The sequence below is a fragment of the Nocardia sp. NPDC058244 genome, assembly GCF_042882065.1.
Lineage (GTDB): Bacteria > Actinomycetota > Actinomycetes > Mycobacteriales > Mycobacteriaceae > Nocardia.
Genome location: NZ_JBHVWX010000006.1, coordinates 205689 through 230071 on the forward strand (window position 1 = coordinate 205689; position 24383 = coordinate 230071).

Here is a 24383-nt window from a genome sequence, read left to right on the forward strand (position 1 = left end):
TGACGGGGTGGGTTCAGAACAGGATGATCGCGGCGCACAGGGCGGCGATGGCGACGAACTGGAGGGTGACGCGGTACTTCAGGATGCTGTCCCACTTGTCCTGCAGCGCACGGGCATCGGCGGGGATGACGCCGCTGAGCGCGGCGGCGGTCTGTCGGGTGTTGATCGGCTTGGCGACGCGGACGTAGAAGGCGAGCCAGGTCAGCAGTGCGGCGACCGCGATCCCCGCCGCGATCGCGGCGCCGGTCTGCCCGGCCAGCACCGCGATCAGCAGTGTGAGCACCGCGGTCACCACGCCGCTCACGCCGACGATCGGCATGCGCTTGTCGCCGTAGTAGTGGCCCCACCCCGCGCTCACGGTCACGGTCGCGTCGTCGAGCTTGCGGTAGACCGACCGCATGATCACGGCCCCGCAGACATCGGTGCCGTAGACGACGGCATTGGCGAGAACGGCGGCGGTGGCGATGATCTGGCCGGTGACAACGAGCATTTCCTGGCTCCCTCTTCGTGATATCTAGCATCGCTAGAAGCTGGAGCAAAGATAGCATCCGATCGCTAGCATGTCTAGCGGTGCTAGATTCTGGAGCGCGGCCGAGCTGCCGTGTGGAGTCGGTGGACGGGCTTACGCTGAGCAGGTGTCGGTGCTACCTCTGATCTTCACCGCGGGCTGGGCCAGCGGGATCAACGCGTACGCGGTGGTGTTCCTGCTCGGGGTCTTCGGGCGGATCGGCTGGGCCGAGGACGTGCCGCCGGGACTCGAGCGCACCGATGTGCTGGTCGCGGCGGCCGTGCTGTTCGTCATCGAGGCGGTCGCCGACAAGATCCCGTATCTGGATTCGTTCTGGGACGCCGTGCACACCGTGGTGCGGCCAGCGTCCGGGGCGGTGGTGGCGGCTCTCATCGCCGGGCAGGACGATTCGCTGCCGACGATGTTCGCGGCGGCGGTCGGCGGGACCACGGCCCTGGCCAGCCATATCGTCAAAGCCGGTACTCGGATGGCGATCAACACCTCTCCGGAACCGGTCACCAATATCGCGGTGAGTACCGCGGAGGATCTGGGCGTCGGCGCCGTCGTCACGCTCGCGGTGTTCTTCCCGATACTGGCCGCGGTGATCGCCGCCGTCTCGCTGGCGATCGGGTTGTGGGTGGTCTACGCCTGCGCCAGCCGCATCCGCCGCTACCTGCGCAGGCGACGCGAACGCCGCGCCGCCCGCCGAGGCGAGCTGGGCGCGGCGCTCGAGTAGGTCAGCGCACCTGTGGTGCGACCTTGGTGCCGAGTAGGTCGATGCTGTGCAGCACCTGTTCCGGCGGGAGGGTGCCGACGCTGGTGTGCAGCATGAACCGGTCCAGGCCGAGGGTGTCGCGGACCTCGGCGATCTTGCCCGCCACGTAGTCCGGCGTGCCGACGAACAGCGAACCGCTCTGCGAGCGCAGGGCGTCGAACTGCTCGCGGGTCATCGGGCCCCAGCCGCGTTCGCGGCCGATGGTCGACATGGCCAGCGCGTACGGCGCGTAGAAGTCGGCCACCGCCTGCTCGTCGGTCTCGGCGACGTAGCCGTGCGCGTGCACCGCCACCGGCTGCTTCTCGTGGCCGCCCTCGGCGAGGGCCCGGTGGTACAGCTCGACCAGCGGCTTGAACCTGGCCGGCTGACCGCCGATGATCGCGATCGCCAGCGGTAGTCCGAGCAGGCCGGCCCGGATCACCGACTCCGGGCTGCCGCCGACGGCGATCCACACCGGCAGTGGCCGGTCGTCGGTGCGCGGATAGACGGTGGCGTCGCGCAGCGGCGCGCGGAAACGGCCCGACCAGGTCACCGGCTCGTCCGCGCGCAGGCGCAGCAGCAGGGCCAGCTTCTCCTCGAAGAGGTCGTCGTAGTCGGCGAGGTCGTAGCCGAACAGCGGGAACGACTCGGTGAACGACCCGCGCCCGGCCATCAGCTCGGCCCGGCCGTTCGACAGCCCGTCCAGGGTCGCGAAGTCCTGGTACACCCGGACCGGGTCGTCGGAGCTGAGGACGGTCACCGCGCTGGTCAGCTGGATGCGTTCGGTGCGCGCCGCCGCGGCCGCCAGGACGACGGCGGGCGAGGAGGCCGCGAAATCCTTGCGGTGGTGCTCGCCGACGCCGTAGACGTCCAGGCCCGCCGCCTCGGTGGCGACGGCCTCGTCGACGACCTGGCGCAGCCGCTCGGCGGCGGTCGGCGCGGGCCGGTCGCCGGTGGGGTACAGCTCGGCGAAGGTGGTGAGCCCCAGTTCCATGTGAACCTCGTTTTCGGGATGCGGTCTGCTCCGGTCATCTCCTAAACGGACCGTAGTCCGGCGAAATTCCCCGCCGTTACGGATGGATGCAGATTATCTATGACAAAACTATAGTGGCCGGTATGACCGCCCTCGCGACGACGCGCGCCGAACCCGACCTGTCCTTCCTGCTCGACCGCACGAGTCACGTGCTGCGCACCCAGATGGCGGCGGCGCTGGCCGAGATCGGGCTGACGGCCCGCATGCACTGCGTGCTGGTGCACGCGCTCGAGGCCGAGCGCACCCAGGCGCAGCTCGCCGAGCTCGGCGACATGGACAAGACGACCATGGTCGTCACCGTCGACGCGCTGGAGAAGGCGGGCCTGGCCGAGCGCAAGCCGTCGAGCACCGACCGTCGCGCGCGGATCATCGGGGTGACGCCGGAGGGGGCGAAGCTCGCCGCGCGCAGCACCGAGATCGTGGACGGCGTGCACCAGGCGGCGCTCGGTTCGCTGCCGAAGGTGGAGCGGGAAACTCTGGTTCGCGCATTGAATCTGCTGGTGGAGGGGCGGTTGTCGACCGTGGTAGAGGCGGCACCTGCGCGTCGCGCGCGGCAATAGTCCGTTATAGATTGTCTGCAACGAAACTATCTAGTACGGTCATTTCATGACCTCTTCTCAGCGCATCGCGCTCGCGGTGCTGTCGGCGGCGACGCTGATGACCATCCTCGACGGCAGCATCGTCACCGTCGCCATGCCCGCGATCCAGGCGGACCTCGGCTTCACCTCCGCGGGCCTGAGCTGGACCGTCAACGCCTACCTGATCGCCTTCGGCGGACTGCTCCTGCTGGCCGGACGGCTGGGCGATCTGGTCGGCCGCAAGACGATGTTCCTCACCGGCACCGTCGTTTTCACGGCGGCCTCGCTGCTGGCCGGTGCCGCGGGCACCCCGGCGATGCTGGTGGCAGCGCGCTTCCTGCAGGGCCTCGGCAGTGCTCTGGCCGCGTCGGTGGTGCTCGGCATCCTGGTCACGATCTTTCCCGGTCCGCGCGAACGGGCCACGGCCATCGGCATTTTCAGCTTCACCGGGGCGGCGGGCGCGTCGATCGGGCAGGTGCTGGGGGGAGTGCTCACCGATGCGCTGAACTGGCACTGGATCTTCCTGATCAATGTGCCGATCGGGGTGGTGACCGTTCTGGTCGCCGTCACGGCGCTCCCGGCCGACCGCGGTCTGGGCTGGGGCGCGGGCGCCGATGTGCTCGGGGCGGTCCTGGTCACGGCCGGGCTGATGCTCGGTATCTACACCATCGTGGAAGTCGAGCGGTACGGCTGGGTGTCGCCGCACACCCTGGGGCTCGGCGCGGTGTCCGGCGCGCTGCTCGCGGCCTTCGTCGCCCGCCAGGCCACCGCGCGCCGGCCATTGCTGCCGCTGCGGATCTTCCGCTCCCGCAGCGTGTCCGGTGCCAATATGGTGCAGATGCTCACGCTCTCGGCGATGTTCGCCTTCCAGATCATCGTCGCGCTCTACCTGCAGAAGGTGCTGGGCTACAACGCCTTGCAGACCGGGTTGGCCATGCTGCCCGCCGCCCTCGCCATCGGCGGGGTGTCGCTGTTCGCCTCGGCCCGGCTGATCACCCGCTTCGGCGAACGGACCGTGCTCATCGCGGGACTGGTCCTGCTGCTGATCGGCATGTCGTGGCTGATGCGGCTGCCCGTCGACGCGGACTACGTCACCGATCTGCTGCCGATGATGGTGCTGATCGCCGGCGGCGGGCTGGTGCTGCCTGCGCTCACCGCGCTGGGCATGTCGGGTGCCTCGGCCGACGACGCCGGGCTCGCCTCCGGCCTGTTCAACACCACCCAGCAGGTCGGGATGGCGGTCGGGGTCGCGGTCCTGTCCACTCTCGCCGCCACCAGGACCGGCACCGAACTTGCCACGGGCGCAACCGAAGCCGTCGCGTTGACCGATGGCTATCGCCTCGCGTTCACCGTCGCGGCCGGTCTGCTGGCGGCGGCGTTGCTGGTCAGCGTGACGGTGCTGCGCCGACCGGGGACCACCGCCGAGGCGGCCACGGCGGACGCGGTCCCCGCCTTCTGAACGGCCGACCGCAGGGGTGGCGCATCGCCCCTGCGGTCCCTACCGGCGGCGCGGCGAGACCGCGCTCAGCTGGTCGTCGAACCAGCTGACGAGTTCCGGATCGTCGAGACCGTCCGCGACCAGCAGGGCCGCGGAGAGGTCGTGCGAGCGGGTGTAGGCGTTCTGCGCGGCGACGCACCGCAGCCCGGCAGCCTGCGCGGCGAGCACACCGTTGGCGGAATCCTCCACCGCGACAACGTGCTCGGGCGCGCACCTCGTCCTGGCCAGGACCTCCAGATAGACCGCCGGGCTCGGTTTGAGGTCGGGGACCTCGGTCCCGGTGACCACGACGTCGAAGACCGGGCCGAAAGCATGGCGCAGCAGGGGTTCCACCCACGCACGGGTGCCGGTGGTGGCCACGTGCAGCGCGATACCGCGGGCGGCGAGCCGCTCGATCAGCTCCCTGGCGCCGGGCCTCGGCTGGATCCGCCCGTCCTCGACCAGGCTCCGCATGATCCGGGTCTTGATGGGGTGCAATCGTTCCGCGAGTTCCCCGGCCTGGGCGGGTGCGCGGCCGGTGCTCTCGAACCAGTGGGTCATCCGCTGGGTGCCGCCGGCGATCCGCAGCAGGTCGCCGTAGCGGTCGACATCCCAGCGGTCGGGGAGCCCGGCCTCGGCGAAGGCCGCGTTGAACGCCACCCGGTGCCCGTCGCGTTCGCTGTCGACCAGGGTGCCGTCGACATCGAAGATCACCGCGTCCAGGCGGGTCATCGGGCACCGTCCAGGTAGTCGCGGATCCGGGTGAGCACCGTCGACACGGTGAGGCCGTGGTGGGCCATGACCTCGGCGCCGGGACCGCTGTGCCCGAACGCGTCGATGCCGATCGCCAGGTCGACCACGCCCACCCAGCCCGTGGTGCTGCCCGCCTCGATGCTGACGGTCCGGGCCGTGGGATCGGGGGAGTAGCGCGTGCGATCCAGCACCGACATCACCCGCACGACGTAGCCGTCGGCCCGGAGCTCGTCGGCGACCGCCGCCGCCAGCGAGACCTCCGAGCCGGTGGCGACGATATCGACCAGGTGGCGTCCCTCGGTGACGAGCGGGTCGGTGGTCTCGCTCGTAGAACCGTCGGCGGCAAGTTCGCGGGTGCCGCGATCGGTGGTGTGTTGCGGCAGAGACTGTCTGGACAGGATCAGGGCGGTCGGGCCGTCGGTGCGGCGCAGTGCCAGTTCCCACGCGAGCGCGGTCTCGGCATCGTCGGCCGGGCGCAGGACCTGGAGGCCGGGGATCAGGCGCAGCGACTCGATGTGCTCGACGGGCTGGTGCGTCGGCCCGTCCTCGCCGACCGCGATCGAATCGTGGGTGAGCACGTAGATCACCGGTTGGCCCATCAGCGCCGACAGGCGCAGCGCGGGTCGCAGATAGTCGGCGAAGACCAGGAATGTGCTGCCGAACACCCGGAACCCGCCGTGCAGGCTGATCCCGTTGAGGACGGCGGCCATGCCGAACTCGCGGATGCCGAACGCGATCGCGCGGTGCGCGTAGTCGTCCCGGCCCAGCACCGGACCGAACGCGGTGCCGGTCGATCCCGCGAGGTCGGCCGAGCCGCCCACCAGTTCCGGCAGGATCGGCCGCAGGGCGTCCAGGCAGGCTTGCGAGGACTGCCGGGTCGCGCGCGGCGCGTCCCCGACGATGCCGGACAGCGCGTCGGCGAGTCCGGCGGGCAGGGCGCGCGCGCCGGCCCGCGTGAACTCGTCGGCGCGTTCCGGTGCGGCAGAGACGAACGCGGTGAACCGAACGAGCCAGTCGGCCCGGTCCTCGGCGCCGATCTCGGTGAGCACCGCGCACGTCGCGGCGACCTGCTCGGGGACCGCGAACGCCGGATAGGTCCATCCGGCACCCGCTTTGGCCCGGGTGAGCTGATCCGCGCCCAGCGGTGCGCCGTGTGCCTTCGCGGTGCCCGCCACGTCGGGCGCGCCGTGTCCGATCACCGTCCGGACGGCCAGGAAACTCGGGCGTGGATCGTCTTTCGCCCGGGTGAGGGCCGCGTCGATCGCGGCGATGTCGGTGCCGCCGGCCACCGTCGCGGTGTGCCAGCCGTAGGCGGCGAAGCGGGCGAGCTGGTCGTCGCCGCAGGACCGGTCGACGGCGCCGTCGATGGTGATGGCGTTGTCGTCCCACAGCACGATCAACCGGCCCAGCCGCAGCTGCCCGGCGATCGAGGCCGCCTCGTGGCTGACACCTTCCATCAGACAGCCGTCGCCGACGATCGCGTAGGTGCGGTGGTCGGTGATCTCCGGGTAGCGGGCGTGCGTCATCCGCTCCGCCAGTGCCATGCCGACGGCCATCGCCAGGCCCTGACCGAGCGGACCCGTCGTGCACTCGACGCCCGGCGTCTCGCCGTACTCGGGATGACCCGGTGTCAGCGACCCCAGCTGGCGGAACCGGCGCAGCTCCTCGGTGGGCAGGTCGTAGCCGAACAGGTGCAGCAGCCCGTACAGCAGCGCCGAACCGTGCCCGGCGGACAGGACGAACCGGTCCCGATCGGCCCAGGCCGGGTCGGCCGGATCATGGCGCAGATGTCTGCTCCACAACGTCCACGCCATCGGCGCCGCCCCCATCGGCATCCCCGGATGTCCCGAGTTCGCGGCCTCGACCATGTCGGCGGCGAGGAAGCGCAGGGTGTCGACGGCGAGCTGATCGGTGTCGACAGCGGACGCGGCGAGTGGCCGATGGACAGTGGATTCCGGCATGGCGGCGCCTTTCGATCGGGTCCGTCCATCCGACCGCACGCGGGTCGCGCGGCCTTCCCCCGCGCGGGTGGCCGCACGGGTGATTTCTCGCCGATTGCCGTGAGCCCCCGCCGTTTTCCGCCGTACTGTGGCGGTATGCCGGAGCCGCCGCCCCCGTTACGGCTGGTGCTCGTCGACGACCACGAGATGGTCCTGCGCGGGCTCGACGCGATGCTCGGCCACTTCCCCGACGAGGTCGCGATCGTCGGCCAGTCGACCACCGACACCGCGGCCCTGCGGCTGATCGACGAGCACCGGCCCGACATCGTCCTGTGCGACGTCCGGATCGGCAAGGCCAGCGGTCTGGATCTGTGCAGGCAGATCACCGAACGCTATCCGGTGACGCGGGTCGTGGTGCTCACCGTCTACGACGACGAGCACTACCTCTACCAGGCGCTGCGCGCGGGCGCGGCCGGGTATGTCCTCAAGCGGGTGGACGGGCGCGAACTCGTCGCCCACCTGCGCCGGGCCGCCGACGGCGAGACCGTCATCGATCCCGCCCTGGCCGGCCGGGTCGCCCTGGCCGCCGCCCGGCTCGACGCCGGGCAGTTCTGGTCGGGTGCGCATCTCGGGCTCACCCAGCGCGAGTCGGAGGTCCTGGGACTGCTGGTCTCCGGGCACTCCAACCGCGCGGTGGCGGGCAAGCTGGTGGTCAGCGAGGACACGGTGAAGACCCACATCCGCGGGCTGTATCGCAAACTGGGCGTGTCCGATCGGAGCGGGGCGATCGCGGTCGCGTTGCGGGAGGGGCTGTTCCGGTGACCGGCGTCGCGCCGAGCGCCGCGCAGCTGGCCCCGCTGCTCGCGGCCGACGGGGTGCTGCTGTACGCGGTCGACGGGCAGGACCTCACCGTGGTCGACCTCTGGCCCGCCCATCCGTCGGCGGGCGCGCTGACCCTGCAGGTCGGATTCGGTGTGACCGGACTGGTCGCCCGGACCGGAACGCCGGTGCTGCTCGATCGGGATTCGCCGCGTAATGCGATGCACCGCAGCCTGTTACGCCTGGACCCCGACCGGACCATCGCCCGGATGTGCCTGCCGCTGCGCGGCATCGACGACTCGGTGGTGGGAGTCCTCGCCGCCCATCGGGATCCGGCGACACCGTTCGGCCCGGCCGACCTCGCGCGGGCGGAAGGCTACGCCGGCGTGCTCGGTCTGTCGTTGCACGCGCACCGGTTGTGGCGCACCGTCACCCGGCATCGCACCGAACGGGATCGCCTGGTCGAACAGGCGATCTCGGCGCAGGAGGCCGAGCGCAGGCGGATCGCGTTCGACCTGCACGACGGGGTGACCACCGCGCTCGCGTCGATGTCGTTCCACCTGTCCGCGGCCGACCTGACCGTCTCCGAACTCGCCGACCACGTCGCCGCGGGCGACGAGTCGGGCCTGCGGGCGCTGGAGCGGGCCCGCGCCGAACTGGTCGGCGCCCGGACCCTGGCCGACTACGCCTACAACGAGACCAGGGCGGCGATCTCAGGCCTGCACAGCCTCGTCCTCGACGACCTGGGCCTGGTCGCCGCGCTCGAATCGCTGGTCCGCACCGCGAGCACCGGCGGTGGCCCGGCGATCGAATTCCTCGTCGACCCGGCCGCCGCCGTCGGCGACATCCCCGAGCACGCGGCCGCCGCCCTGTACCGGATCGCGCAGGAGGCGCTGGTGAACGCGGTCAAGCACGCGGGCGCGAGCCGGATCGTGCTGTCGCTGCGCCGGGTCGGCGACTCGGTGGTGCTGGGGTGCTCCGACGACGGCGCGGGGTTCGACCCCGCCGCGCGCCGGGCCGAACGGTCCGCCGACGCCGACCAGCACTTCGGGCTGAGCTCGCTCGCCGAACGCTGCGCCGTCATCGAGGCCTCGCTGCGCATCGAGTCGCTGCTGGGGCGCGGCACGATCGTGCTGGTCGAGCTGCCGATCCGGTAGTCAGCGGGTCGCGTCGGCGGCGCTGCGGCAGTTCGCCAGCAGCACCCGCTGGGCGTCGGCCACCGTGGCCGGCGCCCCGGCCCACGTGCGCAAGGCGGCGCTGACCAGCGCCCGCCCGAACGAGAACGTGACCGACCACGGCCGGTCGCCCCTGGCGTGCAGCGCGCGCAGGTAGTCGCAGACCCGCTCGGTCGGCTGACCACCGGAGAGGAAGGCGATGCCGGGAACCGCGGCGGGCACGGTGTCGCGCAGGACCGCGAACGTCGCCGCCACCACCTCGTCGGCGGGTGCGGGCGCGGCGTCGAGTCCCGGCGTCACGAAGTTCGGTTTGAGCACGATGCCGGTCGGGTCGACCCCGGCGGCGTCGAGGGCGGCGAACAGCGAGCGCAGGGCGAGCCGGGTGGCCTGGGCGGACGCGGCCAGATCGTGCTCGCCGGTGCACAGCACCTCCGGCTCGACGATCGGCACGATGCCGTGCTCCTGACACAGCGCGGCGTAGCGCGCCAGCGCGTGGCCGTTGGCGTGGGCGGCGTAGGGCGTGATCGTCCGCACGTCGAATACGGCCCGCCACTTGGCGAAGGCGGCCCCGCGCTCGGCATAGGACGCCAGCCGGGCGCCGAGCCCGTCGAGTCCCTCGGTGACCAGCGCGCCCGCCTGCCCGGGCAGGGCGGTGGTGCCGGTGTCGACCTTGATGCCGGGCAGCAGGCCGAGGTCGCGGGCCGCGACGGGGAAGGGGCGGCCGTCGGCGAGATCCTGGCCGAAGGTCTCGTCGCACAGGATGATTCCGCTGACCCGATCCGCCAGCCCGTCGGCGGTGAGCAGCAGGGCGCGATAGTCGCGCCGGGCGGTCGCGCTCGCGGGGACGCCCGCCTGTTCCAGGCGGGCGGACATGGTCGTGATCGACTCGTCGGCGGCGAGAATGCCGCGGCCGCCGCCGGTCAGCTGCTGGGCGACGGCGGCGAGGGACGGGGCGGGAAGTGTCGTCATGGTGACAGCGTGCGAGCGCGGCGGTCGCCCGTCCTCACCCCTGCGGGCGAAACCGGGTGTGAACCGCCGCGTTGACAACCGCCGTGAAACTGGGAAGCCTGAGGTCATCCAGTCCGATCGCAGTGCCGCGGCACGGGAAGAAGCCGGTGATGACCTCGATCGACGACCCCACCGACGACCTGTCGGTCACCCCACCCAAGACCTGGGCGGCCGGCGTTCCCGGGGTGGTCCACGCGCTCGAGTACTCGCTGTCGCAGACCTCGGCCGCACGCACCGCGCTGACGCTGCTCAACGTCAATCAGGCCGCGGGGTTCGACTGCCCCGGCTGCGCGTGGCCGGAGCCGAAGCACCGGCACAAGAACGAGTACTGCGAGAACGGCGCCAAGCACGTCAGCGACGAGGCGACCACCCGCCGGGTCACCCGCGAGTTCTTCGCCGGCCACACCGTCGACGAACTCGACGCCACCTCCGACTACTGGCTCAACCAGCAGGGCAGGCTGACCGAGCCGATGGTCAAGCGGCCCGGCGCCGCGCACTACGAGCCGATCGGCTGGGACGCCGCCCTCGACCTGATCGCCGAAACGCTGCGTGGCCTGGACTCGCCGAACGAGGCGCTGTTCTACACCTCCGGCCGCCTCAACAACGAGGCCGCGTTCCTGCTGCAGCTCTTCGCCCGCGCCTACGGCACCAACAACCTGCCCGACTGCTCCAACATGTGCCACGAGTCCAGTGGTTCGGCGCTCAACCAGACCCTCGGGGTCGGCAAGGGCAGTGTGTCGCTGGACGACATCTACGCCGCCGACCTGATCTTCGTCGTCGGCCAGAATCCCGGCACGAACCATCCCCGGATGCTCTCGGCCCTGGAGCAGGCCAAGCGCAACGGCGCGAAGGTCGTCGCGGTCAACCCGCTGCCCGAAGCCGGGCTGATCCGGTTCAAGAACCCGCAGGTCCCGCGCGGGGTGATCGGGCGCGGCACCGCGATCGCCGATCACTTCCTGCAGATCCGGCCCGGCGGTGACCTGGCCCTGTTCCAGACCCTGAACCGGCTGCTGCTCGAAGCCGAGGACGCCGCTCCCGGCACCGTCCTCGACCACGAGTTCATTCGCGAGCAGACCCACGGCTTCGAGGATTTCGCCGCGCACGCCAGGGGAATCGGCTGGGACGACGCGCTCACGGCGACCGGTCTGACCCGGGCGGCGATCGAGGACGTGCACCGGGAAGTCCTCGGCGCGAAGAAGATCATCGTGTGCTGGGCGATGGGCCTGACCCAGCACAAGCACGGCGTGCCCACGATCCGCGAGATCGTCGACTTCCTGCTGCTGCGTGGCAATCTCGGCCGCCCCGGTGCGGGCGTGTGCCCGGTCCGCGGGCACAGCAACGTCCAGGGCGACCGCACGATGGGCATCTGGGAGCGGGTCCCGCAGTGGTTCCTCGACGCCCTCGGCACCGAGTTCGGCTTCACCCCGCCGACCGCGCACGGGCTGGACTCGGTCGACGCGATCCGTGCCATGCGCGACGGCCGGGCGAAGGTATTCGTCGGTGTCGCGGGCAATTTCGCGCGGGCGACGCCGGACAGCGCGGTCACCGAGGCGGCGCTGCGGCAGTGCGCGCTCACCGTGCAGATCTCCACCAAACTGAACCGCTCGCACACCGTGTGCGGTGCGACCGCGCTGATCCTGCCCACCCTGGGCCGCAGCGATCGCGACATCCAGGCCACCGGTGAGCAGTTCGTCACCGTGGAGGACTCGATGAGCGAGGTCCACGCCTCCCGCGGCCGCCTCGACCCGGCCTCGCCGCACTTGCTCAGCGAGGTCGCCATCATCTCCCGGCTGGCCCAGCGCACGCTCGGCACCACTCCCGCGATTCCGTGGGCGGAGTTCGAGGCCGACTACGACACCGTCCGCGACCGCATCTCCCGGGTGGTGCCCGGCTTCGAGAACTTCACCGAGCGGGTCTCCCGGCCGGGTGGGCTGCGGTTGGTCAACCCGGTCAACGAGGGCGTCTACCGCACCGCCAGCGGGAAGGCGGAGTTCACCCGCAACGACTTCACCTTCCTCGACGTGCCGCCGGGGCATCTGCTGTTGCAGTCGCTGCGCTCGCACGATCAGTGGAACACCATCCCGTACGCGAACAACGACCGCTACCGGGGCATCCACAACGCGCGCCGGGTAGTGATGGTCAACCCGGACGACCTGGCCGAGCTCGGCCTGGCCGATCGGGACGTGGTCGACCTGGTCAGCGTCTGGCACGACGGGGTCGAGCGGCGCGCCGAGAACTTCGTGGTGGTCGCCTACCCGGCCAGCCGCGGCTCGGCGGCGGCCTACTATCCGGAGACGAACGTGCTGGTCCCGCTCGACAGCGTCGCCGACATCAGCAACACCCCCACCTCGAAGGGGATCGTGGTCCGGCTCGAACCGCGACACAGCGCCGGGTAGGGGCGCTGGCTACACTCGCTGCTATGTCCGTGCGCACCCGTCAGCCACTCGTTCCCGGCACCCAGTCGCCGATCCGCGACGTCCCGCGTTCCATCGAGCGTCCCGAGTACGTGTGGAAGAAGACCGCGAACGAAGGGCGCGAGCCCTGGGTGCAGACGGCCGAGACCATCGAGAAGATGCGGATCGCGGGCAAGATCGCCGCGCAGGCCCTGGCAGAGGCGGGCAAGGCGGTCGCGCCCGGCGTCACCACCGACGAGCTGGACCGGATCGCCCACGAGTACATGTGCGACCACGGCGCCTACCCGTCGACCCTCGGCTACAAGGGCTTCTCCAAGTCCTGCTGCACCTCGCTCAACGAGGTCATCTGCCACGGCATCCCCGACTCGACCGTGATCGAGGACGGCGACATCGTCAACATCGACGTCACCGCCTTCATCCACGGCGTGCACGGCGACACCAACAAGACCTTCCTCGCCGGCGATGTCGACGAGGAGGTGCGCCTGCTGGTCGAGCGCACCGAAGAGGCCACCAACCGGGCCATCAAGGCGGTCAAGCCGGGCCGCGCGCTCAATGTGATCGGCCGGGTCATCGAGGCCTACGCCAACCGCTTCGGCTACGGCGTCGTGCGCGACTTCACCGGCCACGGCGTCGGCCCCACCTTCCACAGCGGCCTGGTCATCCTGCACTACGACCAGCCCGAGATCGACTCGGTCATCGAGCCCGGCATGACCTTCACCATCGAGCCGATGATCAACCTCGGCGGCATCGACTACGACATCTGGGACGACGGCTGGACCGTGGTCACCAAGGACCGCAAGTGGACCGCCCAGTTCGAACACACCCTGGTCGTCACCGAGACGGGCGCGGAAATCCTGACCCTGCCGTGAGTCCGGCCGCGGGTGCGCGGGACGACGCGCGCCCGCGCGGGGCGCTGCTGATCGCGGGGACGACCTCCGACGCGGGGAAAAGCGTTGTGGTGGCGGGCATCTGCCGGATGCTCGCGCGGCGTGGTGTGCGGGTGGCGCCGTTCAAGGCCCAGAACATGTCCAACAACTCCGTCGTCACCCTCGATGGCGGGGAGATCGGGCGGGCGCAGGCATTGCAGGCGCGGGCGTGTGGGCTGGAGCCGAGCGTGCGGTTCAATCCGGTGCTGCTCAAGCCCGGCAGCGATCGGCGCTCGCAGCTCGTGGTGCGCGGCAAGGCCGTCGGGACCGTCGGCGCGCGCGACTATTTCACCCGCAGGCAGCAGCTGCGCGAGGTGGTCGCGACCGAACTCGCTTCCCTGCGCGCGGAATTCGACGTGGTGATCTGCGAGGGTGCCGGGTCGCCCGCCGAGATCAATCTGCGGGCCACGGATCTGGCGAACATGGGACTGGCGCGCGCCGCCGAGCTTCCGGTGCTCGTGGTCGGTGACATCGATCGCGGGGGAGTGCTGGCCCATCTGTTCGGCACCCTGGCGGTGCTGGAACCCGAGGACCAGCAGCTCATCTCGGGTTTTCTCGTCAACAAGTTCCGTGGCGACGTGGCCCTGCTCCAGCCCGGCCTCGACCAGCTGACCGCGCTGACCGGCCGCCCCACCCTGGGGGTTCTGCCTTTCGCCGAAGACCTCTGGCTCGACGCCGAGGACTCCCTCGGCACCGTCGCGGGCACGCCCGTCGGCCGTCCCGGCCCGCCGCACGGCACCGAGTGGCTCACCGTCGCCGCCGTGCGCCTGCCGCGCATCTCCAACTCCACCGACATCGAAGCCCTCGCCTGCGAGCCCGGCGTCGCGGTCCGCTGGGCCGACGGCCCCGATCAGATCGCCACCGCCGACCTCGTGGTGGTGCCCGGCTCCAAGGCGACCGTCTCGGATCTGGAGTGGTTGCGCACCAGGGGGATCGGCGAGGCGCTGCGTGCGCGCGCGGCCGCCGGCCGCCCGATTCTCGGCATCTGCGGCGGCTATCAGATGCTCGGACGCCGGATCACCGACGGCGTGGAGTACGCGCGCCCGCCGGGTTCCGGCGAACACACCACGGCCATCGCGCCGAACGGTCGCGACGCGGATGGCGAGGACGCGGTCCAGGCGGATCAACCGCCAGGACTCGCCGCGACGAGCGAGAACCCCTGGGTCGCTGAAGGTCTCGGCTTGCTCGACCTCACCATCGAGTTCGCGAACCCCAAGATCGCGCGACAGATCTCGGGCCATGCCGACGGCATCCCCGTCACCGGCTACGAAATCCACCACGGCCGCGTCCGGCACAGCGGCGACCCCACCTGGCTGACGGTCGACGGCACCCCCGAAGGCAGTGCGCGCGAGGCGATCTGGGGCACTCACGTGCACGGGCTGCTCGAATCCGACGAGTTCCGCCGCACCTGGCTCGCCGAAGTAGCCCTGCGCGCGGGCCGCACCGGCTTCCGCGTCGCCCAGGACACCTCGGTGGCCGCCACCCGCACCGCCCAGCTCGACCTGCTGGCCGACCTGATCGAACAGCACGTCGACCTGGCCGCCCTCGACGTCCTGATCAGCCGTGGCGCGTCATCCGATCTGCCGACCGTGCGCGCCGCACTCGATCGCCCCGAGGTCGGCTGATCGTCCCCGTGTCTCCTCGACACGGCGGCTCACGATCGAGGCTCAGACTCCTCGACGGCGACGGGTCGGGCCCTGGCCAGCGCGAAGGCGGCGAGCCCGAACACCAGGGCGGGTCCGCCGAGGACGAGGACGCCGATGAGCCAGGTGAAATCGGTGGCGGCGGCCCTGGCCGATCGGTACGCGAAGCTGTCCACGCCGATATCGATGAGAACCTTCCTGGCGCTGACGGTGTCGCCTGATCGGACATCGAAGAGCCGGATCGTGTCGCCGTTCTCGACATCGGTGCCGATGCCTGCCTTGCTCCGACCGCCCATCAGCCCACTGGAGCTCTGGTCGACGTGGACCGTGACCTCCCGGCCGAACCCGAGGAGGTAGGCGGTGGCATTGATCGGCTGGGTGACCCCGAACAGCGCGCCCGCGCCGAAGAAGAGCGCACCGACGGCGCACAACACACTCTGGATGATTCGCTTCACAAGCCCCCCGTGAACGCCGATCGATCGATTCGGCCGTCATCGTACGGTGCGCGCGGCATCTCCGGGGAGGTGAACTCCGCACACCACGTCCGGCACCTCGCGTGGCCCGCCGCACGGGTCGCCGGGTGTGCGGCCGCTCTCCTCACCGCCGACGACGCCCCGCTGTGACAGGTCTGGCAATTCGGGCCCTCCGGATTGGGAAAGCCCAGGACACGGGCGAAAACAGACCGGCCGGGCGGAGCGCAACACGCTGCCGTGTTCAGCCGGGCCGTGTACCGTTCACCGGCATGAAATCTCGGCAGATCACGGTCGGTGACCGGGCCTGGACAGTGCGGGTCGACGGCCCCCAATCGCGGCACAATGTGCTGTTGCTTCCCGATGCGGACGATCCGGCCGACGTGTTCGACACCGTATGCGCGCGGCTGCACGAGTCCGATCTGCAGACCGTCGTGCTGGAGTCGGTCGAGGGGCTCGAGCCCGCGGCGATCCACGTGATTCTCGACGAGCTCGAGCTGCCCTACGCCAATGTGGCCGGGCGCGGTGCGGGCGCGGCGCTGGCCTGGCGGCTGTGCGCGGGCCGGTTCGGGCGGTTCATGAGCCTGGTCGTCGCCGATCACGGTCATCCGGCGGTGCCCGGCGCCGACGGCACCGCGCCCGACGCGGCCTGTCCGCCGCTCGAGCTGCCGGTCACCATGCTGGTCACCAAGAGCCTGCCGCGCGCCGTCGCCGACGCGTCCGGCCGCTACGTGTACGGCGAGTTCCGGGTGGTGCCGGTCGAGGTCGACAACATCGCCACCGAGGGCGCCCACGAGCTGGCCACCGAGATCGTCCTGCGCACCAGCCTCTGGTGAGCAGCAGGCCGGGACCACCAGGTCCCGGCCCGCCACCCGCTAGTTCTTGCGGTAGGCCGCCAGCCAGTCCAGCCAGCTGTCGGTTTCGGCGAAAGCGTTGGCGCGCACCGCTTCCGAGGACAGGAACACGTCGTGGCGGGCGCCGTCGATCGGCACGATCGTGGTGCGCTCGCCCAGGCAACCCGCCCAGCGCTGGATCTGCTTGACGTCGAGCACGGCATCGGCCACGTCGACGGCGGGGCTGTGCGCGCGGGCGAACTTGGTCAGCCGCGAGCGCAGGATCAGCGCGGGCACCCCGATCGCCAGCCCCTGGTGCAGGCGGGCCTGGCCACGCCGGATGGCTCGCAGCCAGCCCAGCCGCACCGGCTCGCCGCTGAGCGGCTTCCAGTCCAGGTTGTAGTCCCACTCACCCGCGCGGCTATGGTGCAGGCTGTCGCCGTAGGCGGTGCTGACGCCCATGCCGGGGAGCTGCGCGAACGCCCGGACCTTGCCGACCGCGTTGATGATCGGCGTGCCGACGGTGCGGTAGTACGCCGGACCCTGCAGATCGAACCACGGGCTGTTGAGCACGACGCCGACGATCCCGGCCTTCGCGGTGCCGCCCGCGGCCTCGAGCCGGTCCAGCCACAGCGGCACCACGAGTCCGCCGGTCGAATGCGCGACGATCAGGACGTCGTCCCCGGTCTCCGCGCGCGCGATGCGCAGCGCCTCGTTCAGCTCGGCGTCGTAGAGTGCCAGGTCGCTGACGAAGTGCGCGCTCTGCCCTTCCCGCCGCGAACGACCACATTTGCGCAGGTCGAGGGCGTAGAAGCGGTGGCCGCGGGCCGCGAAGTGCTCGGCCAGGTGCTCTTGGAAGAAGTAATCGGTGAACCCGTGCAGATAGAGCACGGTCGGCGCGGTGGCCGGCGCGGCGGCGTCGGGCAGATAGCGGACGAGGGTGGCCACCACCTCGCCCTCACCGTCGGGATCGGGGCCCAGCGGCAGGGTGCGCTGCTGGTAGTCGGTGCCGAGGACATCGGGTTGCCACTGCTCATCGGTCCGATCGGCGGTGCCGGCGGGATCGAGTGAGGTTTCGTTCGTCACACCGCTCAATCTATCGCGCGGTCAGCGCGACGTGCAGTGTTGGTTTAGATCACATTCGGGAGGTCGGTTGCGGTACTCCGAACGGCTGAGGTGCACAATTGGCTTCAGGTGAACGACGGGTAACCTACCCCCCGGCGATTCACCGCGAGTCGCAACAACCCCAAAGCGCCCGCGCCCAAGCGAACTCACCCCGGTGGGTAGCTGAGAAGGACAAGGAAGTCGAAGTACCCGTGTCGAACGCTGCGAAGACCGAAAAGACCGATGTCGTACTCATCGGCGCAGGCATCATGAGTGCCACGCTGGGCGCGCTGCTGCGGCAGCTGCAGCCGGAGTGGAGCATCTCGGTGTTCGAGCGGCTCGACGCCGCCGCCGCGGAGAGCAGCGATCCGTGGAACAACGCGGGCACCGGTCACTCGGCGCTGTGCGAGCTCAACTACAGCCCGCAGAACGCCGACGGCTCGGTCGACATCGGCAAGGCCGTCGACATCAACGAGCGCTTCCAGGTCTCCCGGCAGTTCTGGGCCTCGGCCGTCGACACCGGCGTACTCGACGACCCGTCCGGCTTCATCAACCCCATCCCGCACGTCAGCTTCGTGCACGGCGCCGACAACGTCGACTACCTGCGCAAGCGCTACGAGGCGCTGGCGCCGCACCCGCTGTTCCGCGGCATGGAGTACGTCGACAGCCCCGACGAGTTCGCCGCGCGCCTGCCGCTGATGGCCAAGGGCCGTGACTTCACCGACCCGATCGCGCTGAACTGGACCGACGGCGGCACCGATATCGACTTCGGCGCGCTCACCAAGCAGCTGCTCGCCTACATCGGCAAGTCCGGCGGCGAGATCGCCTTCGGCACCGAGGTCCGCAACCTCGACAAGCAGTCCGACGGCAGCTGGAACGTCACCGTCCGCAACCTGCGCACCTTCCAGAGCCGGGTCGTCAACGCGAAGTTCGTCTTCGTCGGCGCCGGTGGTGGCGCGCTGCCGCTGCTGCAGAAGTCGGGCATCAAGGAGGCCAAGGGCTTCGGTGGCTTCCCGATCAGCGGCCAGTTCCTGCGCTCGACCAACCCCGAGCTGATCGCGGCGCACGAGGCCAAGGTCTACGGCAAGGCCGCCGTCGGCGCGCCGCCGATGTCGGTGCCGCACCTGGACACCCGCGTCATCAACGGCCGCAAGGGCCTGCTGTTCGGCCCGTACGCCGGCTGGACCCCCAAGTTCCTCAAGGACGGCTCCAACGCTGACCTGTTCAAGTCGATCAAGCCGAACAACATCGGTTCGCTCGTCGGCGTCGGCCTCACCGAGATGGGCCTGACCAAGTACCTGATCAGCGAGCTGCTCAAGTCGCAGGCGGGCAAGGTCGGCGTGCTCGAGGAGTTCCTGCCGCGGGCCGAGGGCCGCGACTGGGAGCTGATCACCGCCGGTCAGCGCGTGCAGGTCATCCGGAAGAAGGGCGCGGGCGGTGTGCTCGAGTTCGGCACCGCGGTCATCTCCGCCGAGGACGGCACCATCGCCGGTCTGCTCGGCGCCTCGCCGGGCGCCTCGACCTGCGTCACCGCGATGCTCGACGTCATGCAGCGCTGCTTCCCGCGTGAGTACGCCGACTGGACCCCGCAGCTGAAGCGGATGATCCCGTCGCTGGGCCAGAAGCTGTCGGAGAACCAGGCCCTGTTCCAGGAAGTCTGGGACTGGACCAACAAGTCGCTGAAGCTCAACGCGAAGAACACGCCCGCGCAGCCGGAGGCCCCGACCTACGCGCAGGTGTGATAGCAAGACGCGATGATGTCAACGGTCGCATTGAGACGGGCATGGGCGGCGGATCTGGACACCGCCACCCTGTACCAGCTGTTGAAACTTCGCGTCGACGTGTTCGTCGTCGAGCAGGCCTGCGCCTATCCCGAACTGGACGGGCGTGACCTGCTGCCGGAGACCCGGCACCTGTGGCTCGACGACGAGGGCGAGGTCATCGCCACGCTGCGGCTGCTCGAGGAGCACGAGGACGGCGTGACCAGCTTTCGGCTCGGCCGGCTGTGCACGGCGGTGCCCGCGCGTGGGCACGGCTACACCACCCGGCTGCTCCAGGCGGCACTCGCCGAGACCGGTTCGGCCACGGTCCGCCTGAACGCGCAGTCGTACCTGGTCGACATGTACGCCAAGTACGGCTTCGTCGCCGACGGCGCGGAGTTCCTCGACGACGGTATCCCGCACGTCCCGATGCGCCGGGGCTGAACATCCCCCCGAGCGGTCCCCGGCACGGTGCCGGGGACCTCTCGGCGTTTCGCCGCCGACGCCCCGCGTCCGGAGATGATCATGGCGCGAATACAGTGGGGGTGTGCCTGGTTTTGCTGATGTCGCCGCTGGTCCGCACACCGCCGCTCGCTCGGCGGGTGAGGCGGGCTTCCCGTTCTCGGCGGTCGTCGGCCAGGAGCGCCTGCAGCTGGCGTTGATCCTGTCGGCGGTGCACCCCGGGATCGGCGGCGTGCTGGTGCGCGGCGAGAAGGGCACCGCGAAGTCGACGGTGGTGCGCGCGCTGGCCCAGTTGCTGCCGCCGGTCGTCGACGAGAGCGGCGCCCGGCCCGCTCGGCTGGTCGAACTGCCGGTCGGCGCCACCGAGGACCGCGTCGTCGGGTCGATCGACCTCGAGCGCGTGCTGCGCGACGGCGAACAGGCGTTCCGGCCCGGTCTGCTGGCCGCGGCCCACCACGGCGTGCTCTACGTCGACGAGGTGAACCTGCTGCACGACCACCTGGTCGACGTGCTGCTCGACGCGGCGGCCATGGGCCGGGTCCACGTCGAGCGCGACGGCGTCTCCCATTCGCATCCGGCGCGTTTCGTGCTCGTCGGCACCATGAACCCCGAAGAGGGCGAGCTGCGGCCCCAGCTGCTGGACCGGTTCGGTCTGACCGTCGACGTGGCCGCCTCCCGCGAGGTGGACACCCGCATGGCGGTGGTGCGCAGGCGCCTGGACTACGAGGCCGACCCCGCCGGCTTCGCCGCGCGCTACGCCGACGCCGACGCCGTTGTCGCCGAACGGATTCTGACCGCGCGCGACCGGCTGCCCGGCGTGGCGCTCGACAACGCCGAACTGCGGCGGATCGCCGCGCTGTGCGCGGCCTTCGACGTCGACGGGATGCGCGCCGATCTGGTCGTCGCCAGGACCGCCACCGCGCACGCCGCCTGGCGGGGCCGCGACCGGGTCACCGAGGACGACGTGCGGATCGCGGCCGAGCTGGCGCTGCCGCACCGGCGCAGGCGCGATCCGTTCGACGAGCCGGGGATCAGTGAGGAGCAGCTGGACGAGGCGATGCGATCGGCCGCCGACGAGGTCGACAAGGCTTCCGCCACCGAGGAATTCGACGCGGATCAACCCGGCCCCGACCAGCCGGGCGACGCCGGAACCGGTCCCGCGGAGCGGGGCGACGATACGTCCAGTGACGCCGGACCCCGCCCGGTCGACCGTGGCCCCGACAGTGCGGGCCCGCACGGACCCGAGGACCAGGGCCCGGTCGACCCGGAGCCCGATAACGGCGGACCGGACGACGGTGGACCGGACGATGGCGGACCGGACGGCGGTCCCGACGGTGGCGGCCCCAAGGGCGGCGGAGCCCGGCCCGCGGCCGAGGGTGTCTCGGGCACACCGGGTTCGGTCGCCAAGGCCGCGCCGCGGTGGGAGGTCCCCGGCATCGGGGAAGGCGCGCCGGGCCGACGGTCCCGCGCCCAGACCCGCACCGGCCGCATGGTGCGCCCCAGCACCGACACCTCGACCGGGCTGCACCTGCTCGGCACCGTCTTCGCCGCCGCCCCACGGCAATTCGAGCGCGGCCGGTTCAGCGGCCCGCTGGCGCTGGCCGCCGAGGACCTGCGCGGCGCGTATCGCGAAGGGCGCGAAGGGAATCTGGTGGTGTTCGTCGTCGACGCCTCCGGGTCGATGGCCGCGCGCGACCGGCTCACCGCCGTCACCGGCGCCATCGTCACGCTGCTGCGCGACGCCTACCAGCGCCGCGACAAGGTGGCCGTGATCAGCGTGCGTGGCAGCGAGGCCGAGCTGGTGCTGCCGCCGACCTCGTCGGTCGACATCGCCGTGCGCCGCCTGGCCGGCCTGCGCACCGGCGGCAAGACCCCGCTCGCCGCGGGTCTGCTGAAGGCGCGCGAGGTGATCGCCCGCGAACACGTCCGCGACCCGCGCCGCCGCCCGATGCTGGTGCTGCTCACCGACGGCCGCGCCACCGGCGGCATCGACCCGCTGCCCCGTGCCCGCACGGCTGCCCGCCTGCTGGCAGGGGAGGGCCACACCGCCATGGTCATCGACTGCGAACGCGGCATGATCCGCCTCGGCCTGGCCGCCGAACTGGCCCGCGACCTGCGCGCCCGCTACCTGCGCCTGGACGAACTCACCGGCGACACCGTCGCGGATGTCGTCCGGTCCACCGGCGCCCGCGCGGCCTGACCTGGCCGACGCCGCTCACGTGCCGTGGCCCGGGCCGTCGGTGCTCGCGCGTCCTGGCCCGGCCGATATCGCCCGGTAGCCGGGCCATCGATGCGGCAGCGTCGTGCCCAGCGTGCGGCGGCAATGTCGGCCTGACTCGGCCGACATCGCCCACGTGCCGGGCCCAGGCCACCGGCGCTCGCGGGACCTGACCCGGCAGACGCCGCCCGGTGGCCGGGCTATCGGCACGGCGGCCTCGTGCCCAGCGTGCGGCGGCGATGTTCCGGACGACAGTGCGTGTCGGGGGGCCGGTGACGCCCTGATAGAAATGGGGATCGACAGTTGCGCGACCGGTGCGCCGTCGGGGTGCTCGGGGCATCGGCGCGGTCGTCCATCGACAGTGCGGTCCCTCCGGGCCGCGAACCGGCGCGTCGGTGCCGAGAAGGAGGAGTCTTCGTGCCCAAGGGTGTTCCGGAGGTTGTGCCGGAGGACGGCCTGACGACGCGGCAGCGGCGTAACCAGCCGGTGCTGGCCGTGCACACGGGCCCGGGCAAGGGCAAGTCCACCGCCGCCTTCGGGATGGCGCTGCGGGCCTGGAACCAGGGCTTCGACGTGGCTGTGTTCCAGTTCGTCAAGAGCGCCAAGTGGAAGGTCGGCGAGGAGGCCGCGTTCCGCACGCTCGGCGAGCTGCACGAGCAGACCGGCGCCGGTGGCGCGGTCGAGTGGCACAAGATGGGCGAGGGCTGGTCCTGGACCCGCAAGCACGGCACCGAGGAGGATCACGCGGCCGCCGCGCTGTCGGGCTGGCAGGAGATCGCGCGCCGGCTCGCCGCCGAGCAGCACCGCTTCTACGTGCTCGACGAGTTCACCTACCCGCTCAAGTGGGGGTGGGTCGATGTCGACGAGGTCGTCGAGACACTGACCAACCGCCCCGGCAACCAGCACGTCGTGATCACCGGCCGCGACGCACCACAGGCGCTCATCGACGCCGCCGACCTGGTCACCGAGATGACCAAGGTGAAGCATCCGATGGACGCGGGCCGCAAGGGCCAGCGCGGCATCGAATGGTGACCGTCACCGTGACGGCGACGGCCGCGTCCCAGGGTCGACGATGACCGCCCCCGCGGTCGTGATCGCCGCCCCGGCGTCGGGCAGCGGGAAGACGACGCTCGCCACCGGGCTCATCGGCGCGCTACGCCGGGCCGGTCATCGGGTGGCGCCGTTCAAGGTCGGCCCCGATTACATCGACCCCGGCTATCACGGGCTCGCGGCCGGGCGACCGGGCCGCAATCTGGATCCCGTTCTGGTGGGCGAGGATCGGGTGGTCCCGCTCTACCGGCACGGCGCGCGCGACTGCGACATCGCCGTCGTCGAGGGCGTGATGGGCCTGTTCGACGGGCGGATCGACGAGAACCGGACCGAGGCGGTCGCCGAGGGATCGACGGCGCAGATCGCGAGCCTGCTCGGTGCTCCGGTGGTGCTGGTCGTCGACGCGCGCGGGCACTCGCAGAGCCTGGCCGCGCTGCTGCACGGCTTCGCCACCTTCGACTCCTCGGTGCGCCTCGGCGGGGTGATCCTCAACCGCGTCGGCAGCGAACGGCACGAGCAGGTCCTGCGCGCGGCGTGTGATCGCGTCGGCATCCCGGTCCTCGGTGCCCTGCCCCGCATGGCCGAATTGGAAGTGCCCTCACGGCATCTGGGTCTCATTCCCGCCGTCGAGCACGGCACCGCCGCCACCGCCGCGGTGGACGCGATGACCGAACTCGTCGCGGCCCACATCGATCTGAAGGCGATCGTCGACCTCGCCGGCGGATCGGCCGCGGGGCCCGCGTGGGACCCCGCGTCGGAACTGGCCGCGGCCGAACACGCTCCCGAAGCACGGACAGGCAGTGGTCCACTGATCGCGATGGCGGGCGGACCCGCGTTCACGTTCGGATATGCCGAGCACCGCGAGCTGCTGATCGCCGCGGGCGCCCAGGTGGTCGTCTTCGATCCGATGACCGACGAACTGCCTTCCGGCACAGCGGGATTGGTGCTTCCCGGTGGTTTTCCCGAGGAGCACGCGGGCGCACTGTCGGCCAACGAGAAGCTGCGCACCGCCATCGCCGACGGCGCCACCCGCGACCTGCCGATCCACGCCGAATGCGCGGGCCTGCTCTACCTCACCCGCTCCCTCGACGGCCACCCGATGGCGGGCGTCCTCGACGCCGACGCCGAGTTCGGCCCCCGCCTGACCCTCGGCTACCGCGACGCCGTCGCCCTGCACGACTCCGCCCTCTGGCGCGCGGGCACCCGCGTCCGCGGCCACGAATTCCACCGCACCCGCCTCACCCGGGTCGGCCCCGAGAACGCCGCCTGGGGCTGGCGCACCACCTCCTCGATCACCGAGGGCGCGGTGATCCGCCAGGTCCACGCCTCCTACCTGCACACCCACCCGGCCGGAAACCCCGACGCCATCACCCGATTCGTCACCGCCGCCCGCCGTTTCGATCGATGACGGCGAAGCGGTGCACCACGGCGGCTCCGGTGAAAGCCGAAGAGATGTGC

Annotated in this window: 21 protein-coding genes; 14 read left to right on the forward strand and 7 right to left on the reverse strand. The window is 71.1% G+C overall.

Going from position 1 to position 24383, the window contains the following annotated elements:
* Window positions 1-13: 13 nt before the first annotated feature.
* Entirely contained in the window at window positions 14-490 is a 477-nt protein-coding gene (locus ACFVW6_RS20435; protein WP_378833076.1) for a DUF1772 domain-containing protein, read from the reverse strand.
* 145 nt (window positions 491-635) lie between these two features.
* Here ACFVW6_RS20435 and ACFVW6_RS20440 point away from each other — a divergent pair, with 145 nt between their 5' ends.
* On the forward strand, window positions 636-1244 hold the full coding sequence (locus ACFVW6_RS20440; protein WP_378833074.1) for a DUF4126 domain-containing protein: 609 nt from the start codon (window positions 636-638) through the stop codon (window positions 1242-1244).
* 1 nt (window position 1245) lies between these two features.
* Here the strand turns inward: ACFVW6_RS20440 and ACFVW6_RS20445 are convergent, their stop codons facing one another.
* Window positions 1246-2256 carry an LLM class flavin-dependent oxidoreductase gene (locus ACFVW6_RS20445; RefSeq protein WP_357344466.1) on the reverse strand — a complete coding sequence of 337 codons (1011 nt, stop codon included), beginning with the start codon at window positions 2254-2256 and terminating at the stop codon, window positions 1246-1248.
* A 122-nt stretch (window positions 2257-2378) separates the two neighbouring features.
* On the opposite strand from ACFVW6_RS20445, the gene ACFVW6_RS20450 reads away from it, so the two are divergent.
* Window positions 2379-2855, forward strand: a complete 477-nt coding sequence (locus ACFVW6_RS20450; protein WP_378833070.1) for a MarR family winged helix-turn-helix transcriptional regulator — start codon at window positions 2379-2381, stop codon at window positions 2853-2855.
* A gap of 46 nt (window positions 2856-2901) precedes the next feature.
* On the forward strand, window positions 2902-4332 hold the full coding sequence (locus tag ACFVW6_RS20455; RefSeq protein ID WP_378833068.1) for a DHA2 family efflux MFS transporter permease subunit: 1431 nt from the start codon (window positions 2902-2904) through the stop codon (window positions 4330-4332).
* Window positions 4333-4371: 39 nt separating this feature from the next.
* On the opposite strand, the gene ACFVW6_RS20460 is transcribed toward ACFVW6_RS20455, so the two are convergent.
* On the reverse strand, window positions 4372-5082 hold the full coding sequence (locus tag ACFVW6_RS20460; RefSeq protein WP_378833065.1) for an HAD-IA family hydrolase: 711 nt from the start codon (window positions 5080-5082) through the stop codon (window positions 4372-4374).
* Window positions 5079-7064: a transketolase gene (gene tkt / locus ACFVW6_RS20465; protein WP_378833063.1), complete on the reverse strand. Its 1986-nt coding sequence runs from the start codon at window positions 7062-7064 to the stop codon at window positions 5079-5081. The genes ACFVW6_RS20460 and tkt overlap by 4 nt, the downstream gene beginning before the upstream one ends.
* Before the next feature lie 135 nt (window positions 7065-7199).
* Here tkt and ACFVW6_RS20470 point away from each other — a divergent pair, with 135 nt between their 5' ends.
* Both ACFVW6_RS20470 and ACFVW6_RS20475 read left to right on the forward strand, forming a co-directional pair.
* A complete protein-coding gene (locus tag ACFVW6_RS20470; protein WP_378833061.1) occupies window positions 7200-7865 on the forward strand; it encodes a response regulator in 666 nt (221 codons plus the stop codon).
* Window positions 7862-9019, forward strand: a complete 1158-nt coding sequence (locus tag ACFVW6_RS20475; RefSeq protein ID WP_378833058.1) for a GAF domain-containing sensor histidine kinase — start codon at window positions 7862-7864, stop codon at window positions 9017-9019. The genes ACFVW6_RS20470 and ACFVW6_RS20475 overlap by 4 nt, the downstream gene beginning before the upstream one ends.
* Here the strand turns inward: ACFVW6_RS20475 and ACFVW6_RS20480 are convergent, their stop codons facing one another.
* Window positions 9020-10006 (reverse strand): class I fructose-bisphosphate aldolase, encoded by a 987-nt coding sequence (locus ACFVW6_RS20480; RefSeq protein WP_378833056.1) that lies wholly within the window; start codon window positions 10004-10006, stop codon window positions 9020-9022.
* 149 nt (window positions 10007-10155) lie between these two features.
* On the opposite strand from ACFVW6_RS20480, the gene ACFVW6_RS20485 reads away from it, so the two are divergent.
* The 3 genes from ACFVW6_RS20485 to ACFVW6_RS20495 are packed head-to-tail and all read left to right on the forward strand — an operon-like array spanning window position 10156 to window position 15010.
* Complete coding sequence (locus ACFVW6_RS20485) at window positions 10156-12441, forward strand: FdhF/YdeP family oxidoreductase (RefSeq protein WP_378833053.1); 2286 nt, start codon at window positions 10156-10158, stop codon at window positions 12439-12441.
* Between the two features lie 23 nt (window positions 12442-12464).
* Complete coding sequence (map, locus tag ACFVW6_RS20490) at window positions 12465-13328, forward strand: type I methionyl aminopeptidase (RefSeq protein WP_378833050.1); 864 nt, start codon at window positions 12465-12467, stop codon at window positions 13326-13328.
* Window positions 13325-15010: a cobyric acid synthase gene (locus ACFVW6_RS20495; protein ID WP_378833047.1), complete on the forward strand. Its 1686-nt coding sequence runs from the start codon at window positions 13325-13327 to the stop codon at window positions 15008-15010. Before map ends, ACFVW6_RS20495 begins: the two co-directional genes overlap by 4 nt.
* A gap of 29 nt (window positions 15011-15039) precedes the next feature.
* On the opposite strand, the gene ACFVW6_RS20500 is transcribed toward ACFVW6_RS20495, so the two are convergent.
* Window positions 15040-15462, reverse strand: a complete 423-nt coding sequence (locus ACFVW6_RS20500; RefSeq protein WP_378833045.1) for a hypothetical protein — start codon at window positions 15460-15462, stop codon at window positions 15040-15042.
* A gap of 308 nt (window positions 15463-15770) precedes the next feature.
* Here ACFVW6_RS20500 and ACFVW6_RS20505 point away from each other — a divergent pair, with 308 nt between their 5' ends.
* Complete coding sequence (locus ACFVW6_RS20505; RefSeq protein ID WP_355280618.1) at window positions 15771-16334, forward strand: alpha/beta hydrolase; 564 nt, start codon at window positions 15771-15773, stop codon at window positions 16332-16334.
* Between the two features lie 39 nt (window positions 16335-16373).
* Here the strand turns inward: ACFVW6_RS20505 and ACFVW6_RS20510 are convergent, their stop codons facing one another.
* Window positions 16374-17417, reverse strand: a complete 1044-nt coding sequence (locus tag ACFVW6_RS20510; protein WP_378833042.1) for an alpha/beta hydrolase — start codon at window positions 17415-17417, stop codon at window positions 16374-16376.
* 230 nt (window positions 17418-17647) lie between these two features.
* Between ACFVW6_RS20510 and mqo the strand changes: the two genes are divergently transcribed.
* The 5 genes from mqo (at window position 17648) to ACFVW6_RS20535 (ending at window position 24333) form a co-directional block, all read left to right on the forward strand.
* A complete protein-coding gene (mqo, locus tag ACFVW6_RS20515; RefSeq protein WP_378833040.1) occupies window positions 17648-19177 on the forward strand; it encodes a malate dehydrogenase (quinone) in 1530 nt (509 codons plus the stop codon).
* 12 nt (window positions 19178-19189) lie between these two features.
* Window positions 19190-19639, forward strand: a complete 450-nt coding sequence (locus tag ACFVW6_RS20520; protein WP_365006966.1) for a GNAT family N-acetyltransferase — start codon at window positions 19190-19192, stop codon at window positions 19637-19639.
* 103 nt (window positions 19640-19742) lie between these two features.
* Window positions 19743-21857 (forward strand): magnesium chelatase subunit D family protein, encoded by a 2115-nt coding sequence (locus ACFVW6_RS20525; protein ID WP_378833036.1) that lies wholly within the window; start codon window positions 19743-19745, stop codon window positions 21855-21857.
* A gap of 435 nt (window positions 21858-22292) precedes the next feature.
* Entirely contained in the window at window positions 22293-22907 is a 615-nt protein-coding gene (gene cobO, locus ACFVW6_RS20530; protein WP_355280624.1) for a cob(I)yrinic acid a,c-diamide adenosyltransferase, read from the forward strand.
* A 40-nt stretch (window positions 22908-22947) separates the two neighbouring features.
* Window positions 22948-24333: a cobyrinate a,c-diamide synthase gene (locus ACFVW6_RS20535; RefSeq protein ID WP_378833032.1), complete on the forward strand. Its 1386-nt coding sequence runs from the start codon at window positions 22948-22950 to the stop codon at window positions 24331-24333.
* The last annotated feature ends 50 nt before the right edge of the window (window positions 24334-24383 follow it).